This window comes from Pseudomonas sp. P4_B3 (assembly GCF_056402295.1).
This window is the reverse complement of record NZ_JBFUHR010000026.1, coordinates 61927-81976: the sequence shown is the minus strand read 5'-3', so window position 1 is coordinate 81976 and position 20050 is coordinate 61927. Positions and strand designations below refer to the sequence as shown.

General features: G+C 57.7%; 18 protein-coding genes. 7 read left to right on the top strand and 11 right to left on the bottom strand.

Translation table 11 applies throughout. The annotated features are described in order from the left end of the window. Positions 1 to 13 precede the first annotated feature (13 nt). Both speF and AC1DWG_RS26125 read right to left on the bottom strand, forming a co-directional pair. Positions 14 to 2197 carry an ornithine decarboxylase SpeF gene (gene speF / locus AC1DWG_RS26130; protein ID WP_477788542.1) on the bottom strand — a complete coding sequence of 728 codons (2184 nt, stop codon included), beginning with the start codon at positions 2195 to 2197 and terminating at the stop codon, positions 14 to 16. Positions 2198 to 2421: 224 nt separating this feature from the next. Beyond that, positions 2422 to 3294, bottom strand: coding sequence for a DNA/RNA non-specific endonuclease (locus AC1DWG_RS26125; RefSeq protein WP_477764266.1), 873 nt, complete (start codon positions 3292 to 3294; stop codon positions 2422 to 2424). A 349-nt stretch (positions 3295 to 3643) separates the two neighbouring features. Here AC1DWG_RS26125 and pdxR point away from each other — a divergent pair, with 349 nt between their 5' ends. From pdxR to AC1DWG_RS26105, 4 genes are all read left to right on the top strand, one after another. Next, complete coding sequence (gene pdxR, locus AC1DWG_RS26120) at positions 3644 to 5152, top strand: MocR-like pyridoxine biosynthesis transcription factor PdxR (RefSeq protein WP_477788541.1); 1509 nt, start codon at positions 3644 to 3646, stop codon at positions 5150 to 5152. Between the two features lie 112 nt (positions 5153 to 5264). Continuing rightward, positions 5265 to 6335, top strand: a complete 1071-nt coding sequence (locus AC1DWG_RS26115) for a sugar phosphate isomerase/epimerase family protein (protein WP_477788540.1) — start codon at positions 5265 to 5267, stop codon at positions 6333 to 6335. A 51-nt stretch (positions 6336 to 6386) separates the two neighbouring features. Then, positions 6387 to 7652: an MFS transporter gene (locus AC1DWG_RS26110; protein ID WP_477788539.1), complete on the top strand. Its 1266-nt coding sequence runs from the start codon at positions 6387 to 6389 to the stop codon at positions 7650 to 7652. Positions 7653 to 7920: 268 nt separating this feature from the next. Continuing rightward, positions 7921 to 9408 (top strand): sensor histidine kinase, encoded by a 1488-nt coding sequence (locus AC1DWG_RS26105; protein ID WP_477764262.1) that lies wholly within the window; start codon positions 7921 to 7923, stop codon positions 9406 to 9408. Here the strand turns inward: AC1DWG_RS26105 and AC1DWG_RS26100 are convergent. The 7 genes from AC1DWG_RS26100 to AC1DWG_RS26070 form a co-directional block, all read right to left on the bottom strand. After that, complete coding sequence (locus AC1DWG_RS26100) at positions 9398 to 10102, bottom strand: response regulator (protein ID WP_477764261.1); 705 nt, start codon at positions 10100 to 10102, stop codon at positions 9398 to 9400. The genes AC1DWG_RS26105 and AC1DWG_RS26100 overlap by 11 nt on opposite strands. Before the next feature lie 338 nt (positions 10103 to 10440). Then, positions 10441 to 11892, bottom strand: a complete 1452-nt coding sequence (locus AC1DWG_RS26095) for a multiheme c-type cytochrome (protein ID WP_477764260.1) — start codon at positions 11890 to 11892, stop codon at positions 10441 to 10443. 454 nt (positions 11893 to 12346) lie between these two features. Further along, positions 12347 to 12805, bottom strand: a complete 459-nt coding sequence (locus AC1DWG_RS26090) for a MarR family winged helix-turn-helix transcriptional regulator (RefSeq protein WP_477754574.1) — start codon at positions 12803 to 12805, stop codon at positions 12347 to 12349. Between the two features lie 126 nt (positions 12806 to 12931). After that, positions 12932 to 13384, bottom strand: a complete 453-nt coding sequence (locus AC1DWG_RS26085) for an Ohr family peroxiredoxin (protein ID WP_477788538.1) — start codon at positions 13382 to 13384, stop codon at positions 12932 to 12934. 599 nt (positions 13385 to 13983) lie between these two features. After that, positions 13984 to 14634: a hypothetical protein gene (locus tag AC1DWG_RS26080; RefSeq protein WP_477764258.1), complete on the bottom strand. Its 651-nt coding sequence runs from the start codon at positions 14632 to 14634 to the stop codon at positions 13984 to 13986. Between the two features lie 494 nt (positions 14635 to 15128). Next, complete coding sequence (locus tag AC1DWG_RS26075; protein ID WP_477764257.1) at positions 15129 to 15824, bottom strand: tRNA (adenine(22)-N(1))-methyltransferase; 696 nt, start codon at positions 15822 to 15824, stop codon at positions 15129 to 15131. 111 nt (positions 15825 to 15935) lie between these two features. Further along, positions 15936 to 16892 carry a threonine dehydratase gene (locus AC1DWG_RS26070; RefSeq protein WP_477764256.1) on the bottom strand — a complete coding sequence of 319 codons (957 nt, stop codon included), beginning with the start codon at positions 16890 to 16892 and terminating at the stop codon, positions 15936 to 15938. Between the two features lie 96 nt (positions 16893 to 16988). On the opposite strand from AC1DWG_RS26070, the gene AC1DWG_RS26065 reads away from it, so the two are divergent. The 3 genes from AC1DWG_RS26065 (at position 16989) to AC1DWG_RS26055 (ending at position 18973) form a co-directional block, all read left to right on the top strand. Beyond that, positions 16989 to 17810: a helix-turn-helix transcriptional regulator gene (locus AC1DWG_RS26065; protein ID WP_477764281.1), complete on the top strand. Its 822-nt coding sequence runs from the start codon at positions 16989 to 16991 to the stop codon at positions 17808 to 17810. A gap of 160 nt (positions 17811 to 17970) precedes the next feature. Next, the gene (locus tag AC1DWG_RS26060) at positions 17971 to 18261 is read left to right on the top strand and encodes a hypothetical protein (protein WP_477754579.1); all 291 of its coding nucleotides are present in this window, start codon (positions 17971 to 17973) and stop codon (positions 18259 to 18261) included. Between the two features lie 151 nt (positions 18262 to 18412). After that, entirely contained in the window at positions 18413 to 18973 is a 561-nt protein-coding gene (locus AC1DWG_RS26055) for a magnesium transporter (RefSeq protein ID WP_477754580.1), read from the top strand. Between the two features lie 32 nt (positions 18974 to 19005). Here the strand turns inward: AC1DWG_RS26055 and AC1DWG_RS26050 are convergent, their stop codons facing one another. Both AC1DWG_RS26050 and AC1DWG_RS26045 read right to left on the bottom strand, forming a co-directional pair. Next, entirely contained in the window at positions 19006 to 19323 is a 318-nt protein-coding gene (locus tag AC1DWG_RS26050) for a cytochrome C oxidase subunit IV family protein (RefSeq protein ID WP_477754581.1), read from the bottom strand. 13 nt (positions 19324 to 19336) lie between these two features. Continuing rightward, positions 19337 to 20050, bottom strand: a complete 714-nt coding sequence (locus AC1DWG_RS26045; RefSeq protein ID WP_477788537.1) for a heme-copper oxidase subunit III family protein — start codon at positions 20048 to 20050, stop codon at positions 19337 to 19339.

The window sequence follows — 20050 nt, the reverse complement described above, 5'->3', positions numbered from 1 at the left end:
ACGAGGGTGATCCTTACTGCTTGATCACATAGCCATACGCCCGCGTGCGACCGCCTTCCTGCTTCAGGTAAACGCCCTGAAGCTCCGGCGTGAAACCAGGCAAGCGGTTGATGCCCTCCTCCAATGCAAGGAAGTACTTGAGCACGGCGCCACCCCAGATCTCCCCGGGTACAACGCACAAGACGCCCGGCGGGTAAGGCAACGCGCCCTCGGCCGCAATGCGACCATCGACATCCGCCAAGGGCACCAGTTCGACGTTGCCGCGGATGTACTCGATTTGCGCTTGCTGCGGGTTCATGGCCTTTTTCGGGAAGTGTTCCTTGCGGAACATGTCCTTCTGCAATTGCTGCACGTTGTGGCTGCGATACAGGTCGTGCATTTCCTGGCAGAGCTGGCGGATGGTGTAGTCGCGGTAGCGTTCCTGGTGCTGAGCGTAGATGGCCGGCAGCACCCGGCTCATCGGCGCGTCATCGCTGATGAAGCGTTCGAAGCGGGCGATCTGTGCCGCCAGGTGGCTCATCTTCGCCCAGTCTTCGGCCGGTGTGAGCAGGAACAGGATCGAGTTCAGGTCGCACTTTTCCGGGACGATGCCGTTCTCGCGCAGGAAGTTGGCCAGGATGCCGGCGTGAATGCCGAAGTCGGTGTAGCTGCCGTCCACCGGGTCGATGCCCGGCGTGGTGAACAGTAACTTGCACGGGTCGATGAAGTACTGCTTCTCGGCGTAGCCGGCAAAAGCGTGCCAGCGGTCCTTGGGATGGAACTCGAAGAAGCGGATGTCGCTGGCGATTTCTTCCGTTGGATAGTCCTCCCACGCACGCCCTTCAATGGTGTACGGCACGAACGGGCGGACCATGGTGCAGGCTTCGAGGATCAACTTGCGCGCATTGATGCCGAACTTCACGCAGTCATCCCACAGGCGCAGGCCACTTCGGCCTGAGTGGATGCGGGCGTTGACATCCAGCGAGGCGAACAGCGGGTAGAACGGACTCGTTGAAGCCTGGGCCATGAAGGCGTTATTCAGCCGTGCGTGATTGCAGTAGCGTGGCTGGCCCTTGATGTGCCGGTCTTTCTTGTGGATTTGCGAGGCCTGGGAGAAACCGGCCTGTTGCTTGTGCACCGATTGGGTGACGAAGATGCCCGGGTCGTTCTCGTCCAGATCGAGCAACATGGGCGAGCAGTCCTTCATCATCGCAATGAACTGTTCGTAACCGACCCACGCCGAGTCGAACAGGATGTAGTCACACAGCTTGCCGATGCGGTCAACCACTTGCCGGGCGTTGTAAATGGTACCGTCATAGGTGCCCAGTTGAATGATCGCCAGGCGAAACGGCCGTGGCAGTTGCGCCTTGTCCGGGGCGACTTCGGCGATCAGCTGGCGCAGGTAGTCTTCTTCGAAACAGTGGGCGTCGATGCCGCCAATGAAGCCGTAGGGATTGCGCGCGGTTTCCAGATAGACCGGTGTCGCACCGGCCTGCAACAACGCGCCCTGGTGGTTGGACTTGTGATTGTTGCGGTCGAACAGCACCAGGTCGCCGGGGGTCAACAGGGCGTTGGTCACCACCTTGTTCGACGCCGAGGTGCCGTTGAGCACGAAGTAGGTCTTGTCGGCGTTGAACACCTTGGCCGCATGTTTTTGCGCCAGCAGCGCCGGGCCTTCGTGGATCAGCAGATCGCCGAGCCTGACGTCGGCGTTGCACATGTCGGCGCGAAACAGCGTCTCGCCGAAGAAGTCGAAAAACTGCCGACCCGCCGGGTGCTTGCGAAAGAACTGGCCGCCCTGGTGACCGGGGCAGGCAAAAGTCGCGTTGGCCGATTCGGTGTAGTGCTTGAACGCATCGAAGAACGGTGGCAGCAGGCTTTCTTCATAGGCCTTGGCGGCGGTCTCCAGTTGATTGCCGTAGTACTCGGCATTATTGCTGGACAGGTCGAACACGCCATTGACCTGCAAAATCACATCCTGCAGTTGTTTGTAGACCTCCAGGGAACGATTGCTGCGGCCCTGAGAGGCCACCAGGAAGATGGGGATGTCGAAGCCGGTACGCTTGATGGCATCCAGCGCCCCTGCTGCCAAATCATCTTTCGAGAGTACGGCGACAGCGACATCGGTAAAGTCAGTCTGGTCGAGCCGGACGATTTCACGGGAATTACGAAAGCAAACTCGTACCGCATCGCTGGCAGCGATTTTCAAGGCGTTCATAACCAGAATCTCTCGGTCTGTTTGACGTTGAAGTTCCTGGGACGACTGACTTCAGAGGCATCATGTCCCGGGGTCAGGAGCGATTGCCCTGTTGGGTATAGTTCATTTTTACTATTTGTTACTTCTTGCTGAATTTATTTCTTTGACCTTGTTTTTGCGTGGTTCATGACAATGAAACACCCCAACGGTTGCATCCAACCTTTGGGGTGCTGCTCATCCAGCCATCAGGTGCGCCCTGCGGAACCTGTGACGGGCAGGTTCCCGAGCAATTTGAGCCCGGTGCTCTTCACGAAAGTGTCGTAGTCCATCGGCTTCTCGATTCGGGTCTCAGCGTTAGGCAGTACGTAGGCCCAGGCACGTTTGGACGATGCGTCATAAACCAGCTTGAACAGGCGCGTCGGCACCCACACCTGGTTGTCGCCAATGGTGGAGTGGCCAGGGTCAAACAGCGGGCCGGTAAAGACAAACACGTTGCCATCGGCGCGCTTGGCAAACTTTCGGACATCAGACTCGACCTTGCTCCAGATCTTGCGGTTGTTGGTCGGGTCTTGCGGCACCATGTTCGACAGCGCAAAGGATTGGGCCATTGCATTGGGGTTCGGTGCATCGGCTGCCGGGGATTGATGGCCACGGTCCACGGCCGGATGCTGGCTGCGGTAGTCGCTCAACTCAGCGCGCCCACCCTTGGGAATGCGTGGGTCCGGATAGAACTGGTTGGTGCGCTCCTCCCCTTTGGCATCCTGCAACTGGGCCGCGTTCAGGCGTTCGACCACAACCAGCGGGGTCTTGCTGGTTTGCGAGTACAGCACCGCGAAGTTGTCGGAACACAAAGCCAGGGGCTTCATGGTTGCAGGCACAGTGGCCGTATTGATCGGTTTCGCTGCCGGGAACAAATCTGCGCAGCCGTCGAACGATGCCTGTTTCTGTTTGCTTGAATAGAGATCCAGGGCCGCGCTCTGGCTGATCGAACCCGAGCGGGAAGCTTGTTCATGATGCGCGGTGGGCGGCTTGAGGAAGTCCAGCAGACTGCGGGCTTGCACCCCGGTCGAGAGCAAAACAAGGGCCGACAGCCCAACTGCAATTTTGCGTAGGTACATGGGTTAAATCTTCGAATGGGGTTGAGGGGTTAAACGTAGGGCGAGTCCCGACTCACGGAACCAGATGCAGGCGGTTGCTGATTATATGGCGGCGAGCATGCTTTCACTGTCCTTGATCAAATTACCGATGCGGGGCCGGTCGGTTCCGGGCAGTTCGACCGCTGAGGGTCGTGCGGGGTTTATTGACCATGACAAGATACGTTAGTGCCGGGCGGCGGTTGGATTCTATTCGCCAGTGCTCGTCGAAGAAGCGGACCGGATGACATATCCAGTACCGCTCGATACCCTTTCGCCCCCGGGTGCCTGACAGCCATTCAGGCCAGACTCACTCCATCCAGACGAACCAAAAATGAAATCCTCCGCAGGTTTACTGTTGTCAGGTATCGAGCTGGACCGTGCCAGCTCCATCCCCTTGTACCGCCAACTCTACTTGCAGATTCGCAAACAGATTCTCAGTGGCAGGATTCAGGGAGGCGTACGTCTGCCGTCCACCCGGACCTTGAGCAAAGAACTGCAGCTGTCGCGAATCAGCATTCTCAATGCGTTCGATCAACTGATTGCCGAAGGTTTTCTGACGTCGCGCACCGGGGCCGGGACTTATGTCGGCCATGAATGGGAAAGCCGCGGTATCGATGACGATGAGCACAAGCGCCAGCCTCCTCGCCTGTCCGACCTGAGCCAGTCCATGCTGTCATTGCGCAGCGATCATTTCCGCGGCGTTTCCTATGCGGACTGGGCCACCGGCAGCCCGACCTCGTTCCTGCCCAGCCACAGTGCGTACGATGCGTTCCCGCAATCGGTCTGGAAGCGGCTGATGAATCGCCACCTGCATAAGCCAACCAAGGCCATGCTCGGCTATGGCGAACTGCAAGGGTTGCTGGCCCTGCGCGAGGCGATTGCCGAATACGTCTTCGATGCCCGGGGCATCGACTGCACTGCCGAACAGGTGGTCATCGTTTCCGGCGCCCAGCAAGCCTTCAACCTGCTGGGCATGCTGTTGCTCAATCCGCAGGACAGCTTCTGGATGGAGGATCCCGGGCATATCGCGGCGCGAATTGCGCTCCAGGCCCAAGGGGGGCTGGTCGTGCCGTTGCGTATCGACGAACAGGGGATCGATATCCAGCAAGGCCTGGCTCAATGTCCTGACGCCCGCCTGGTGTTTACCACACCTTCGCGTCAGCATCCGCTGGGCATCACCATGAGTTATGCGCGGCGCCAGGAGCTCATCGATTGGGCCGCGCGCAATCAAAGCTGGATCATCGAGGACGACTGCGACAGTGAATTTCGCTACAACGGCCGCCCCTTGCCGGCACTCTATGCCATGGACCAATGGGCCCGGGTCATCTACGCCGGGACATTCAGCAAAGTGCTCTTCCCCTCGCTGCGCCTGGGTTACGTGATACTGCCGAACGCCCTGGTCGAACCCTTCTGCACCCTGCGGGCGGTCATGGACCGCAGCCCGCCCACACTGCTTCAGGCCGTCACGGCAGACTTCATGCGCGAAGGCCACTTTCTCGGTCATATCCGGCGCATGCGTGCGCTGTATCAGGCTCGCCAGCAAGCACTGGTCGAACAACTGCAGCAACGGCTCGGCACGTTTTTCAGGATCACGCCCGTGGAAGCCGGCATGCACCTGATCGCCTGGTTACCCGCGCACCTTGATGGCGACACCCTTGCCAGGGAACTCGGCCAGCATGGCATCCATACCTATGCCCTGAGTGACTACTGCATCGCGCATGTCTTGCCGCCGGCTCTGCTGATCGGTTTTGCCAGCACGCCCGAGGACCAGGCCCGGGCGCGCGTCGAAGCACTGGTCCAGGCCTTGAGCACATTGGGCTACCTGCAGCAGGCCACTTGACGCAAGGCAAGTGGTCTTATGATTTAACTGATAATGGATCTATCGAGAGTTCCTGACTGGCGCGATAAAGGCTGCGCCGGTAGACCCGGCGTCTGAACCAGGAACGACTCGAATGAACAATAAGATCCAGGAACGATTCAACGCCTTGCTCAGCCATAAGGCTGCCCGGGCCGGGGCTCCCCCCGTACTGACTGAGGCACTGGCCCGCCAATTGCTCGACCGGCTTGGGCAACTGCGCCTGTTTGCCCATGCCTACCCCTTGCTGACCAACCTGACCCACGGCCGCGTGACACCTGCTGACCTGTTGGACTTCGCCTATCGCCACGAGCTGCAGGGGCTGAGCCTGCACTTGCTCGACGGTGAGGAAAACAGCCTCAGTCAAATGACGCCCGCGCAGCTTCAGGCGTTTGCAGACAAGGCCAATGCTCTCGGGCTGGACGTGCATCTGGAAATCAGCAGCACCTTGAAAAAAGATGTCGATCAAGTGATCGCCATTGCCAAGGCGCTGGGCACCCGCAACATTCGTGTTTACTCACGCTACGAAGGGGCGCTGTCGCGGGTCATGGACCTGATCGAGTCGGACCTGCACTACCTTGCGCAGCAGGCAGACGAGCACGACCTGTTCTTCGACTTCGAGCAGCATGAGGAACTCAAGAGCGGCGAGATCGCGCAACTGCTGAGCCGGCTGAACCACCCTCGCCTGCACGCCCTGTTCGACTTCGGCAACATGATCAATGCCTGCGAACAGCCCCTTGCTGCGCTCCGTAACCTGGCGCCGCACATACGCCAGACCCACCTCAAGGGTGTGCGCATCGTCCCCGAGCAAAACGCATTCGGCCATTACGGCGTGCTGCAGGGCTGTGACGAAGACGACCTGCCCAACGCACGCATGTTGTTCGAACTGCTGATGCTCGGTGAGTCAACCCCGCAAGTGATCGCCTTCATTCTCGAGCAGGAAAACCACTACGTGGCCCCGGCGTTCCGCCAACTCGACGAAGCCGCCGACCCGTTCATTGCCTACCGGAAAATGAGTGAAACGGCGCTGCCGCAAGGCTTCTCGCTGGAGCAAATGCTCGCCGGTGAACACCGTTGGGCCAACAACCAGGTGGCCTTTGTACGAGGTCTGCTGGCCGAGTTCCGCACCCTGGCCGAGTTGACCCTGGCCCATTGCACTGGCGCCTGAACCTGACGTGCCGAGCGGCACTGCGTACCCAATCAAGCCTGGAGAATAATAATGACATCCCAAGACAAGGCCAAATGGCTCAGATTCCTGATTCTCATCCTCGGTGGTGGCACCATCTACAAGCTGGCGAGTCTCAAAGACGCCTTCTACATCCCCATGCAGGAATTCATGGGGCTGTCCCATACTGAAATCGGCCTGCTGCTGAGCGCCAACGCCATTATCGCCACCGCGCTGTTTGTCGTCGGCGGCATGCTCGCCGACCGGTTCGACACGCGCAAGCTGATCCCCCTCGGCCTGATCGGCACCGGCAGCCTCGGGCTCTACCTGGCGACCTTTCCGCCCTTCAGCAATCTGCTGATCGTGTTCTGCCTGCTGGCCGTCTGTGCCGACTGTCTCTTTTGGCCTTCGCTGCTCAAAGCCATCCGCAACCTGGGTGACGATAAGGAACAGGGGCGCCTGTTCGGTCTCCTCGAGGGTGGACGCGGCGTCATTGATACCCTGGTCGCCTTTTCCGCGCTGGGCGTGTTCGTCGCCATGGGCTCCGGTGAAAACGGTCTGAAGTCGGCGATCCTCTTCTACTCGGTCATCGACATTCTTGCCGGGACCCTGACCTGGCTGCTGCTCAAGAGCGGCAATAGCCAGTCGACCGTCAAGCCCAAGAACGGTTTGTCGAACCTGCTCGAGGGCATCAAGGTGCCGGGCATCTGGCTGGTCAGCCTCAACGTGTTCATGGTCTATATCGTGTACTGCGGCCTGACCTATTTCATTCCCTACCTCAAGGAAATGTACGAACTGCCTGTCGCCCTGGTGGGCGCCTACGGCATCATCAACCAGTACTTCCTCAAGATCCTCGGCGGCCCTGCCGGTGGCTTCATTGCCGACAAGCAGTTCAAGAGTTCCAGCCGTTATCTGAAGTGGGCATTCCTGGCGTTGTTGCCGTTGATGGGCGTCGTCATGCTCATCCCGAAAAGCCCGGATTACATCTACGCAGGCATGGCGGCCACCCTCTCCTTCGCGCTGATCGTGTTTTCCATGCGCGGCGTGTTCTGGGCACCCATGGGTGAAGTCGGCATTCCCCAGCACATCACCGGCTCGGCCTTTGGTATCGGTTGCCTGATCGGCTATGCGCCTGGCATGTTTGCCTACGTCATCTATGGCGCAATCCTTGACCACTTCCCGGGTCAGCAGGGCTACAACTACGTGTTCTCGTTGATGAGCGTATTGGCGATTGTCGGGTTCATGGTGTCCAGCCTGCTGTATCAAGCGGTACGGAAAAATTCCACGGTCACTGGCAAGGTCAGCGCCGCGCAAGCCTGAACATAGACCGGGTGTACGCGTCGCAACACCACGCCGTGCGGCGGTAGCCGGAGCCTTTCGGTTACCGCCGCACGGGTGCCGCCATCAAGCAGCACCGACGATGCACTGGCTGATCATCCGTGGTGTGTAGTTCATCAGTGAAGCTGTCGGATCGCTATACAGTGAACTACTGTCAATCATGGGTGTGGCGCCCATAGCCAATCTCCAGATATCCACTGAGTTGCAGGGTTTCCAACCGACTTATCACGATGATCAGGGAACCAGGTCGATGGCAAAAGATGCAAAAGTCGAATCAAAAAACGCGACTTTTATCGCGCAGGAGACTGAGGCTCTGGTCGAGCCAGCCCCTGTTTCCGATGCGGCTCGCAATGGAATCTGGCGCACGCGGATCGGGGTCAAGGCGCGCAATCTAAGTCGCTCGACCCAGTTTGTCATTGCCGCTGCGGTGATCCTGGGACTGACCATGTTCTTCGTCGGCAATCTGGTGAGTGAACGAATAGAAAGTGCCGCAGTACAAAGCGCGGCAGAAGCAGCCGCTCAGTACATGGATACGTTTCTGGAGCCCTATGTGCAGGAGATGAGCCGGGAAAGCGGCCTCTCGGCTGCAAGTGTCCAGTTCCTGGACCGCCTCACTGAAAGTCGTTCGCTAAAACAGCACATTGTCTCGATCAAGATCTGGCGAGCGGATGGCACGGTGATCTACGGCACGAACAAAGCCATCACCAACCGCCAGTTCCCATTGGATGAGATCTCCGAGGCACTCAAGGGCAAAGTGGTCACCGACCTTCAAGACCTGAGCCAGGATGAGAACGAGTTCGAGCGCAATCTCGACCTGCCGCTCTATGAGATCTACGCGCCCCTGCGGGACTCAAGCTCCGGAAAAATCATCGCGGTGGGCGAATTTTATGAAAAGGCCGATAGTCTGAAGCGCGAGATCGATCGCGTCCGGGATCAGGTATGGGGGGTCGTTGGCGCCGCGACCCTGGCAATGCTGACGCTGCTTTTCTTCATCGTGCGACGCGGTGACAAGATTATCCAGCGACAACAAGTGGCACTGCGCTTACGGCTGCAGGAGCAAACCCGTCTGCACATCAGCAATGCCGAACTCCAGCGCAAGATGGCGACGGCTACCCAGGAGTTTTCCCATGTCAACGAACTCACCTTGAGGCGCATTGGTGCAGACCTGCACGATGGGCCAGCGCAGTTGTTGACCTTGATTCTGATCCGGCTCGACGACCTGGCCGAAAACTGCTCCGCTGTCGATCAGGAGTCGCTGGAAACCATTCGTGGCGCCGCCACCGACGCATTGAGTGAGGTCCGCGATTTATCGCGAGGTCTGGCACTTCCGGAAATCAATGAATTGAGCCTGGTGGAAGAGTTGCAACTGGTGGCGCAACGGCACGAGCAACGCACTGGCACCAAGGTCACATTAACCCTGGGACTGCTACCGGAGGCCGCGCCACTGCCGCTCAAACTCTGTTTGTACCGTTTTGTGCAAGAAGCCCTCAACAATGCTTACCGTCATGCCAACGGCGAGGGTCAGGTCATCCAGGCGCAATACATTGATGAAGTATTGAACATCAGCGTCAGGGACAGTGGACCAGGCATGGCGGCAGACGCCATGCTGCAAGGGGCATCCGGCAGAACCCGATTGGGGCTCGCCGGTTTGCGTTATCGCATTGAATCTCTGGGCGGGTTGTTCAGCATCGACTCCAGCGTCTCTGGTACGTCGGTCAATGCACAGTTCAAACTCTAGGGGGCGTTCCGGCATCCATTCGTGTTTTTGCTGCGCCGGTGTGAAGTCGCCCGACCGCTTCGCGCTCCCTGTAATGCCGTAGAGCCGTGACCGCTTCGACACGATTTCGGGCGTGCAGTTTCTGCATCACGCAGCCCATGTGGTGCTTGACGGTTTTTTCGCTGATCATCAGCTTTGTCGCAACCTCCCTATTGGTCAGCCCCTTTGAAACTTCACGAATGACCTCCTCCTCCCGATGGGTCAGATCAATCGTGTGAATTTGCGCTTCGTGCTTCTTGTCGTTACTCAGCAGTTTGTTGGCGAACTCGGGGGTGATATACGTCTCCCCCCTGGCAACCGATCTGATTGCCAGGACCAGTTCCGGTCCGCTGACTCCTTTCAACACATACCCGCGCGCGCCGGCCTCCAGTGCCAAAAAGGCGTCGTCTTCGGATTCTGAAACCGTCAGCATCAGTACCTTCACATTCGACAGTTGAGTGGAAATGAACCGCACCGCGGCGAACACATCGCCCGGCATATTGACGTCCATCAACATCACATCCGGACGGATCTTGCGGGCAATATCCATGGCATCTTGCGCATTGGCGCCCTGATCCACGACCTGCAGATCCGCCCGTTTTCTCAACGTATTGGCAACGCCCTCACGCAACATCGGATGATCGTCGGCAATGCCGATGCGAATGGATGGATTCATGACGCGCTCCCGAAACGATCAGCAATCGAACACTCATTGATTAATAGCAGGGAACCGGGGACGCCGCCGGTCGCCAGTCGCATGTCCCAGGCTCCAGGTGTTCGAAAATCAGACTTAAGTCGGACAAAACTCGATCGTCAACAAGCATTCATTATGACAAAACCCTGATTTTCAGACGCCAACCCATTGTTTTAAAACACCATTAAAAACGTCAATAAACAGACAGCCTCATAAAACCCGGCCCCATCTTTCATCCGACCAACAGTCGCTCTCCTGCACTCAGGTACATGCAACCCCGGCTCGATAGCAGGCCCGGCCAAACTAATTGAGAACGCCCCCTAGCGTCGGGACGCAGTGATCGGTGACAAGGGTACGCTCTGCGTGACTTTGGCCATCTGGGTGATTTCCACCTGCACCTTGTCCTTGCCGAGCAGGTAGTCGGCCAGCTTCTGCGAAAACGGCCAGTAGTTCAGTGCGGCCGTCAGGGTCAGCGGCCCGACCGCGTCGGCCGGCACCAGGAAGGAGAACTCCCCGATATCGTAGCCCTTGGGCAGAATGCGGTTGTCCGAGAGAATCTGCGTGGCATTCCAGACCTCGACATCCAATGGATTGCCGTCCTTGTCGCCGATGTGCACTTTGAAGTTTCGCGTGTTGTCCTCGGTCTTGCCGTCCTTGATCGAGCCCAGTCGATAGAGCTCGCGACCACTGGCATCGAGCACCCGGAAATCGATCCACATCTCCCGTCCCTCTGGAAAACCGGTCGGCAGCTTGTGCCCGGCGCCGACGTTGGAAACTTTGACCGCTACCGAGGTGTATTGCCCGGGAATGATGGCTGCCGGCGGTTGCTGGAAGGTTATTTCCGCTGCGCGCGCGAGCATGTCGCGAGCGCGTTGCGAACCCTCTTCCTGACCGAGATGCTTGAGCATCATGGCGTTGGCTCCGCTGAACCAATGCGAGGCGACCTCTTCGCGGTCTGGCCCCATGATCGCGGCCTTGCCCGCAAAACCCGGCATATGGCAGCTCTGGCAGGTGACATCGTTAAGGCTGTAGGTGCTCTCCTGCCATTCGTCATAGGTGCGCTCGACCGCCACGCTGCTGAAGGGATGCGTGACGTTGTGGCAGGTGCCGCAAAAGTCCGAGCGTGTGTGCAGAGCGGAATATACGGTGTCGTGATACGGCGAAACGGCATCTTTGCGCGGGCCGAACTTGGTCGGTTTACCGTGTGCCCGAGGGCTCAGAACATAGGCGCCGTTATCGAGGCCCGTGCGGGCACTGATGTTGTGGCAGGTCTCGCAATCGACCCCTGGCATCGGATGATTCTTCGTGCTGTCTTCAATCGAGGAGCGGTTGACTTGCGAATTGATCTGCCCGGTCGTGAGACCGATCGGGGTATGGCAGCCAGTGCAGAAGTTATCGACCTTCCCCTCGGTGGATGAACTCGCACGCTTGAGCAAGGCCCGATAGATGGGTTCATCCCAGGCCTGGGACATCATCGACGAGCGCCACTGCCTGTAGATCTCCGTATGGCAAGCGCCACATACCTGGGCATTGTCGAAGTCCTTCACATTCAAAACCAGGTTGCCGGGGGTATTGGCCCGATGTGGAAAGAACGGCATCGCGCCAGTCACATGCATGAGCTTGGAGCGTGCCGGCTCCAGCCACTTCTCGTTACTTTGATTGTCATTGCCCTGAGGTTCGTCTGCCGCCATCAGCGTTACCGTCAGCAGGCTGGCTAGAAAGCACAATCCGAGCAGCGCTACCCGCGCACACGTGTATCTGGAGTGGCTCATAAGCATTTCCCCTGGACGGTTGCAGAGGAGGACTGCAGCACTTCTATTGAGTAGCCAGGGGTATTAGTTACGTGCAATCACTCAATGGGGTACTTACAGCTCCACAGTTTCCCGACTCTGCACCTTTCATGGTCGGGATACGCTCACTCAGCAATTACCTTGCCATCGATGTAACAAAACATATCGGCCGACCTGAGAGCCCGGCAAACATTGCTCAGAACTTGAAATTCTTGAGCTAATGGATGTGCGAATTCTGCCGGGGAATCGCGCCCATTAGTGGGGGGGCTCGCTCCGAAATCGGGGGGTGTCAAGACCAGAGGGCCAGCCCTGCCGTGCAACCGCCGCACAACATCCGATAGCCCAATTGCCCCCCGGGTTTAATGAGCCGCTCAGATCTGATCCGTTATTTGGTGCACCTCGCAAATCCGGGGCCACTCACTTGACTCACTACGACTTACTCCCTGTCTTTCGTCGACCGGATGAGACTGCCCCGTAACTTCACTATGGCCTTCTGCATTTGCACGAAGTCGTCGGGGTCAAGACCGGTTTGCGGGAAGCCATCTTCGGTGAGGCCTTCGCGCAGTTTTCGCCCCTCTCTGGTGAGACTGATCCGCACCTGGCGTTCGTCTTCCGGGTCGCGCTGGCGCAGCAGATAACCCATCGCTTCCAGCTTCTTCAGGATCGGCGTGAGGGTATTGGATTCAAGAAACAGCTTTTCGCCGAGGCTGCCAACGGTCTGGTTGTCTTCCTCCCACAGCGCAACCAGGGTGATGTATTGCGTATAAGTCAGGCCAAGCCGCTCGAGCATCGGCTTGTAGGCCTTGCCGAAGGCCAGATTGGTTGAATAGACCGCAAAACACAGGAAATCGGAGAGTTTGAGATCCAGGGCGGATGTCTTGTCGGTGTTTTTCATGGACGTACTCTTGGGTCAGTCTGGCGAGACTGAAACTTTACATCGTACGCGATGGTATCGGAAGTGCGCATAAATACTGAAGGCCGGCTCACCGGGAGATCCCCGGTGAGCCGGCCGTGGAGTGGGTTATGCCGTCAAGACATTGATGTCGACATCAATGTTGCCGCGTGTGGCCTTGGAATACGGGCAGATTGCATCGGCGTTGTGTGCCAACTCGGTCGCCACCCCATGATCCAGCCCCGGCACACGCAAAGTCAGTCGAGCCTGGAGGAAGTAAGCCGCGCCGGTCTGGCCCAGATCGACTTCAATGTCGACGGCCGTGTCGGTCGGCAGCGTCACCTTCATCTGTAGGGCGGCCAGCCCCACCGCTGCGATGTAGCAAGCCGACCACGCTCCGGCGAACAGTTGCTCGGCTTTCGGGTGCGGCTGGACGGCGGTGAGCACGTGTGCCGGTGTGTCGCTGCCAGGGGACGACAGCACGATATCGAGGTTGCCGTTATGGCCGCGCGAGGTGTTGCCTGCGCTGTTATGAGTGGTGTGGGTTTTGCCGGTTGCCAGTACTTTTTCGATCTTGCTCATGGGGCCTTCCTCAGGATTTAATGTTTCGTGCGATTGTATCGCATGCGATGTTTATGGCGCTTAAAATGCAACGTTCATCAATTGGCGTGTGCAATGATCCAGTTGTTGCCGTTTTGGCCATGGGAAGCGTGGGCGGTCGAGATAAACATTGTGCGGCGGCTTCCGGTGTTCATGGCTGAGTCTCCAAACGGCAAGGGTTGTTGCTACATCATATCGCGTTCGATTAGATCGTATGCGATAGATGAATACTCAACCAAAGCCCCAATGATGTCAAAGCCTATTTTGTGCCTTGGCGATGAGCGGTAGACGCGAGATCAACCTCGCTACCCTCCCCCTTGTCGAAACGATGATGGGCTTCTCACCGTCCGGCCCTACGGGGCCTCTGGTTACGCGCTTCGGATCGCTTTCACGCATGACGATCAAGTCGTTGGCGCTGAAATGAAATGGATGTCTTTCACTCGAAAAAAAACCGGCCAATCGAGCCGGTTATCTTTGACCTCCTGTTTCCCACACGCACAAAAACCCCCCTCGCCAGGAGGGGGTCTGATGTTTCAAAGGGTCAAACGGTTTTACCCGTCTTTACCTGGATTTTCGTCAGCTCAGCGCAGCGCAGGAATACCCGCAAACAGCCACGAAGTCTCCTGAGCTGGCGTTGCTTCGTTGCGCTTGCGCGCCCACTGAGTCAGCGCCACCATCATCGCAAAGCCGAGCACGATCAACACCGGATAGGCCATCAGCAACTCGGTGAGCGAATATTTCCAGGCCAGTGGTCGACCGACACCGAGCATGGCGGCATACAGCCAGGACACGCCCGACAGTGCGCCAGAGAACAGGGCAAACATTCGTACACTGACCTTGAGATCAAGCAGCGACCCGGCCTTCAGCATTGCCGGCAATACAAAGCGGTGCAACAACATGCCGTTGAACGTCAGCAACAATACAATGATGACTTTGGCTTGCAGTTTTGGATTGGCAAAATAGTTCATGCCTTTATCCAGATAATCAATGCCTATTACCGCGGCTCCGGTGATCCACAAGAATATCAACGCATTGGAAACAGACTTCTGAAGACTGGCCATATGTTCATTATCGTGCCCCGACGACACACGACCTTTCCATAAATCCTTGACCATTGCGGCATCGCTGGCAAACACCAGGCCAATCGCCACGCAGCAAGCCAACAGGTGAACGTAAACAACACCTAAACGCAAAAACTCCATGGATTCTTTCTGGCCGATCAGGCCGATCATTGTATTAATATCCAAGATGACATCTCCACTTATAGCCGCAGTGCAAATTGACCATGCCCCAGGCATGCGAATTATTTATTCGCACCTGCAAGATCAAGTTCGCAATGATTGAAGCAACTTAATAATTAGGTATTACAAGAGGGAGCGACTCGCCCAGCGAGTCAGTGATGACGGCATACTATCACTCCAGGTCTCAGGTAAAAAAAATCCCCATGTGCATTCCATTCAATGCAGATGAGGTATACGTCCTTTTTATTAGTGAGTGCAGCGCGACCTCTCAAAGGATCCCGTCTGCCGGAACATCAGAGCGAAGCCTATCAAAATCGTTCACTTTTTGAGCAGAATGCTCGACAAACGGTACCGAATCCAACACCAGGGAGTACCTGTCTCCTTGGCTGAAACCGGCGTAGCCAAGGAGCTGAATCGTTTCCGGTTTTATTCCGAAAAAAAACCGCCATCGCGCTGTATGCACATCGCCTGCCCCCCACGCTTCCTCAGGCCAGTAACTGGGTGATCCACCGGGCCTGACGCGCGATGTCCTGCACCTTTTCCTCGGGTACGGCCTGTTGCACCCGGGCAAAGTGGGTCAGGGTCTTCTGCTTCTGGCGCAACTTGCGCTGCCACTTGAGCAGGAACGCCGGACTGCGGGCCTGCATCTGCAATGGGCCGAAGTACAGCTCTTGGGCGGTGTACATCACCGGCCCGGCGCGCTCGGCGACGATGATTTCATAGTCGAAACGACTTTCCCGCAGCACTTCCTCGCAGAGGATGCGGTAGCCATTGTCCATCAGCCATTGGCGCAGTGGCTGTTCGCCGCCGTTGGGTTGCAGGATCAGGCGCTCCTGACCGCTCAGGTACGTCTTGCCGCTGTCGAGGATGTCGCGGATCGTTTCGCCGCCCATACCGCAGATGCTGATCGCCGTGATCCCGTCTCCCGGCTCGATTGCCGCCAGGCCGTTGGCCAGGCGCACGGTGATCTGCGGGTCCAGGCCGTTCTCGCGCACGGTGCGTTCGGCCGAGCGGAACGGCGTCAACGCCACCTCGCCGGCCACCGCCGCCGCGATGGCGCCACGGCGCATCAGCGCCACCGGCAGGTAGCCGTGATCCGAGCCGATATCGGCCAGGCGCGCGCCGGCTGGCACATGCGCCGCCACGCGCTCCAGGCGCATGGACAATGTCTGTTCGTTCACCTGCGGCCCCTTTTCACCACAAACGTCCGGCGCCTTTTGGCCGGATCGGGGCGCGATTGTGTCGAGCAACGCCGTGCATTTCAAATTTATGTGACCAAGGTCATTGCCCCTTCACGCAATCACTTGCGCATACACCGATCTGTCGACGTTGCCGCCGGATAGAATCACACCCACCCTTCTTCCCGACATGGCTTCACGCTCCGAAATGAGCGCTGCCAGCGCCGCCGCACCGGCCCCTTCAGCAAGGTTATGGGTATCGGTGTAATACACGCGCATGGCCTCGGCAATCTGCGCGTCACTGACCGCTACAATCCGCTCCGCACCTTGCGCGTAGACGGCAAAGGCCTCAGGCACTGGCTTGCGTACGGCCAGACCGTCGGCAAAGGTGGTTGCCGAGGCGGTTTCGCATAGGACCCCAGTGTCAAACGACAACTGTGCGGCGGCCGCTTGCGTGGAAACCACGCCCACCACCCGGGTGCTCAGTCCCAGCGCATCGCGGGCGGCGATCACCCCGCAAATCCCCGAGCCACAGCCAATCGGTACATATACGGTATCCAGGTCCGGCGCCGCATTGAACAGCTCCAGCGCATAAGTGGCGACGCCTTTGACCAGCTCGGTGTGAAACGGCGGGACCAGGAACAGGTCATGCACCTGCGCAAGGCGTGCAGCCTCTTCGCGGGCCTCATCGAAATCGCGCCCGAATTCGACCACTTCAGCGCCAAAGCCGCGCATGGCGTCGTTCTTTTCTACCGAGTTACCTTGCGGCACTACGATCAACGCCCGCAAACCCAGTGCGCCAGCTGCCAGCGCGAGGCTCTGGCCATGGTTGCCGCGGGTAGCGCTGACAATGCCTTTCGCGCCTGGGTGCTCGCGTTTGAGCCAGTGCATGAAGGTAATACCGCCGCGCACTTTGAAAGCACCGGTAGGCGTGTGATTTTCGTGCTTGACCCACACCGTGCAACCCAACCGCCGAGCCAGCAACGGCCAAGGGTATTGGGCGGTGGCCGGCATGACCTGGTAAACGTTGCGTGCAGCCTGTTCGATATCGCCGCGAGTCAGTCTGTGCATGATTGATCCCCCTGAGATTTTGCCCAGTCTGGACACGGACGCAGTACGCTGGCTTTCAGAAAACTGACCTGACTTTTGTCCCCCCTCTTCACTACTATGGTGTTCATGAGCTATCGAAACCGCATGACGCCACCACTCCTGTCCGAACCGGTCCGCCGTATCGAGGCCGGCCCTTGGGCGATCGAATTGCTCCCCGGCTGTGCCTACGCGACCCGCTATGTGGCGACCCAGGCGGGAATCGGCTTTGCCTTCGACAGCCAGCGAGGCCTGCACGCTATCGGCAGTGACCGAATACGCCCTTTCGATGCCGTGCCCAACGGCCTGGCGTTCGTTCCCGCCGGGTGTGACGTGTTGTCCGAATCACCCACGGGCGGTGAATACCTGCGGGTGATGCGCACCGACGGTATTGCGTTGGTCGGGGATCGTGCCTTCAACAATCGCATCGACCGGCAGGCCACTGCCCTCGCACGGCGAATGCGCGCCGCGCTGTTGCACGCTTGCGTGGAGGACGATTGGGAGGCCTGGGCACTGGCATTGTCTGCGCGGGCGACGAGTAGCGAAGCAGTGCTGTCACCGGCCCATGGCTCGATAACCGGTTACCGGATGCGCTTGCTCGATGAGTTCATTGATGCTGGCCTCGATGGCCCGTTGAGCGTACCGGCAATGGCGGGGCTGCTTGGATTGTCCGAAGGCTATTTCATGCGGGCCTTCAAAAACGCCACAGGCAAAAGCCCGCACGGTTACCTGATCGACCGACGCCTCGCCAGGGCCCGAGCCCTGATGCGCGATTCGACTGCCACGCTGACGGAGATCGCCTACGCCTGCGGTTTCAACTCCCAGGCACACATGGCGACCACCTTCAAGCAACGCCTTGGCGTGAGCCCGGCGCAGTTGCGTCAATGTTCAAGGTTCAGTTAGCGCCGGGTTTGATGTTTGCGATGGGCCGGTGGTCGTTGCATTTCGGTTGTCGCCGGCGTTTGGCTAAGCTTAATAAATCAGGGCGAGTTGAAACTTGTGTGATTGCGGCCATCAACGGATCTGGATGGGCATCAAGACGGTACTCCCAAAGGAGACGACTATGTACGCGGTGATAAGAACCTACCTGGGTACGGGAGCAAAGCAACTTTTCGAGCTTCTGGAAAAGCGCAAAGACGACATCGAAGCTACCTTGCGGACAGTGCCTGGCCTCGTAAGCTACACATTGCTGAATACGGGTGACGGTGGTACGTCGATCACTGTTTGCATAGACAAGGCCGGCAGTGATGCGAGCTTGAAAGTAGCGCGTGACTGGATTCAGAAAAACACCTCGAGTATCCACGCGAACCCGCCGATCGTAACGGAAGGTCCGGTCATTGTGCAGATCAATTAGCGACCGATCCGCATGCTGGCGAGTGCTATACTTTTTTTCAGATTGCATGAAGTATGCAACGTTCCCCACGGTACAGGTACCGACTGTAAATCCTGGTTAACAGCTGCCGGACAAAGGAGGTCTACAGCAAACACGAGTTGGGAGGTGTGGCATGAATCGACACTATTACATCAGTGACAATCTCAACGATCTCGAAACCGTTGAAAATGAATTGGAAGCCAGCGGCATCAATTCCGAACAAATTCATGTGCTCAGTGAAAAAGTTGCTGATGTCGAACAACATCACCTCCACGAGGTTAACTCGTTAATGGAGCAAGATGCTGTTCACTCTGGTGAGATTGGTGCGGTGATCGGTGTGCCCCTCGCAGCACTGGTCCTGGGTGTCGCCTATTGGATGGGCTGGACAGAATCCGCCGCAGGCTGGATGCCAGTTATCTTCCTTGCCATTGTTATTTTGGGCTTCTGCATCTGGGAAGGCGGCTTTTTTGGGTTCCAGGTGCCGAACACTCACTTCCGCAATTTCAAGCAGGTGGTAAACGAAGGCAAACATATCTTCTTCGTGGATGTTGAGCCGGATCAAGAATCGCTATTGGACCAGGTAATCAAACATCATCCAATGCTGCAGATCGCCGGCACGGGAACGGCAGCCCCCCACTGGACAGTGGCCTGGCAGCACAAATGGCATCAGTTCAAGCGAGTGATATCGGGTTAACGCCTGGAGACTCAAGGCCATCCGAAAGCTGCTTATTGGCCAAAGGAAATGACCCGGCTGAGGAAAACATAGTCTGCCTCGGTGGCCATGAGTCCGACGAGCACCAGTAAACACAAAGGTGGCACCAATATGGCGTAGACCATGGCCAACCGCTCCCATGCCATATGCATGAAGATGGAGACAATTAAACCTGCCTTCAACAACATGAAAGTGATAATCAGCGTCCACCGAAGGTAGCCATGGAAGTGGAAATAGTCGACAAGGTACGACAGCGTGCTGAGGACGAATAACAACCCCCAGATTTTAAGGTACAAACTGATTGGATGTTGCTGACCCTGAGCATGTGCCATCACCCGCACTCCTCTACCACAAATAGAAGAAAGCAAAAATAAACACCCACACCAAATCCACGAAGTGCCAGTAAAGCCCGGCTATCTCAACGTTCTGATAGTTTCCGGAGCGCTCATAATCTCCCCGCAAAACTTTCAGCGCCACAATGCTGAGGTAGATGGCGCCGATTGACACATGCAGTCCGTGAAAACCGGTAATCATGAAAAAGCTGGCACCAAATTGCGCCGCCCCCATGGGGTTCCCCCAGGGACGCACCCCTTCTGCGATGAGTTTGGTCCATTCAAATGCCTGCATGCCGACGAAAGTCACCCCCAAGGCAGCGGTCGCCAGCATCAGGGCCGTGGTTTTCGCACGATCACGGCGATAGGCGAAATTCACGGCCATGGCCATGGTGCCGCTGCTACTGATCAGCACAAAGGTCATGATGGCGATCAGAATAAGCGGGATTTCCCTACCGCCGATCGTCAATGCGAACACTTCACTGGGGTTCGGCCAGGCGGTGGTGATAGTCATGCGTACCGACATGTAGCCGGTCAGAAAACAGGTGAATATAAAAGTGTCGCTGAGCAGGAATATCCACATCATCGCCTTGCCCCAGGGGACCTGCTTGAAGGCCTCTTTATCCGAGGACCAATCGTTGGCGATGCCCTGCCATCCCGGCGCAGGTGGCGAACCTGTTGGATTGGATGAACTGGTCTCGACTTGGGCTTGCGGGTGCAATGCCAT

Excerpts from the sequence above, each read along its gene's own strand:
- speF (WP_477788542.1), bottom strand. The coding sequence starts at position 2,197 with ATGAACGCCTTGAAAATCGCTGCCAGCGATGCGGTACGAGTTTGCTTT.
- AC1DWG_RS26125 (WP_477764266.1), bottom strand. The coding sequence starts at position 3,294 with ATGTACCTACGCAAAATTGCAGTTGGGCTGTCGGCCCTTGTTTTGCTC.
- pdxR (WP_477788541.1), top strand. The coding sequence starts at position 3,644 with ATGAAATCCTCCGCAGGTTTACTGTTGTCAGGTATCGAGCTGGACCGT.
- AC1DWG_RS26115 (WP_477788540.1), top strand. The coding sequence starts at position 5,265 with ATGAACAATAAGATCCAGGAACGATTCAACGCCTTGCTCAGCCATAAG.
- AC1DWG_RS26110 (WP_477788539.1), top strand. The coding sequence starts at position 6,387 with ATGACATCCCAAGACAAGGCCAAATGGCTCAGATTCCTGATTCTCATC.
- AC1DWG_RS26105 (WP_477764262.1), top strand. The coding sequence starts at position 7,921 with ATGGCAAAAGATGCAAAAGTCGAATCAAAAAACGCGACTTTTATCGCG.
- AC1DWG_RS26100 (WP_477764261.1), bottom strand. The coding sequence starts at position 10,102 with ATGAATCCATCCATTCGCATCGGCATTGCCGACGATCATCCGATGTTG.
- AC1DWG_RS26095 (WP_477764260.1), bottom strand. The coding sequence starts at position 11,892 with ATGAGCCACTCCAGATACACGTGTGCGCGGGTAGCGCTGCTCGGATTG.
- AC1DWG_RS26090 (WP_477754574.1), bottom strand. The coding sequence starts at position 12,805 with ATGAAAAACACCGACAAGACATCCGCCCTGGATCTCAAACTCTCCGAT.
- AC1DWG_RS26085 (WP_477788538.1), bottom strand. The coding sequence starts at position 13,384 with ATGAGCAAGATCGAAAAAGTACTGGCAACCGGCAAAACCCACACCACT.
- AC1DWG_RS26080 (WP_477764258.1), bottom strand. The coding sequence starts at position 14,634 with ATGATCGGCCTGATCGGCCAGAAAGAATCCATGGAGTTTTTGCGTTTA.
- AC1DWG_RS26070 (WP_477764256.1), bottom strand. The coding sequence starts at position 16,892 with ATGCACAGACTGACTCGCGGCGATATCGAACAGGCTGCACGCAACGTT.
- AC1DWG_RS26065 (WP_477764281.1), top strand. The coding sequence starts at position 16,989 with ATGGTGTTCATGAGCTATCGAAACCGCATGACGCCACCACTCCTGTCC.
- AC1DWG_RS26060 (WP_477754579.1), top strand. The coding sequence starts at position 17,971 with ATGTACGCGGTGATAAGAACCTACCTGGGTACGGGAGCAAAGCAACTT.
- AC1DWG_RS26055 (WP_477754580.1), top strand. The coding sequence starts at position 18,413 with ATGAATCGACACTATTACATCAGTGACAATCTCAACGATCTCGAAACC.
- AC1DWG_RS26050 (WP_477754581.1), bottom strand. The coding sequence starts at position 19,323 with ATGGCACATGCTCAGGGTCAGCAACATCCAATCAGTTTGTACCTTAAA.
- AC1DWG_RS26045 (WP_477788537.1), bottom strand. The coding sequence starts at position 20,050 with ATGGCATTGCACCCGCAAGCCCAAGTCGAGACCAGTTCATCCAATCCA.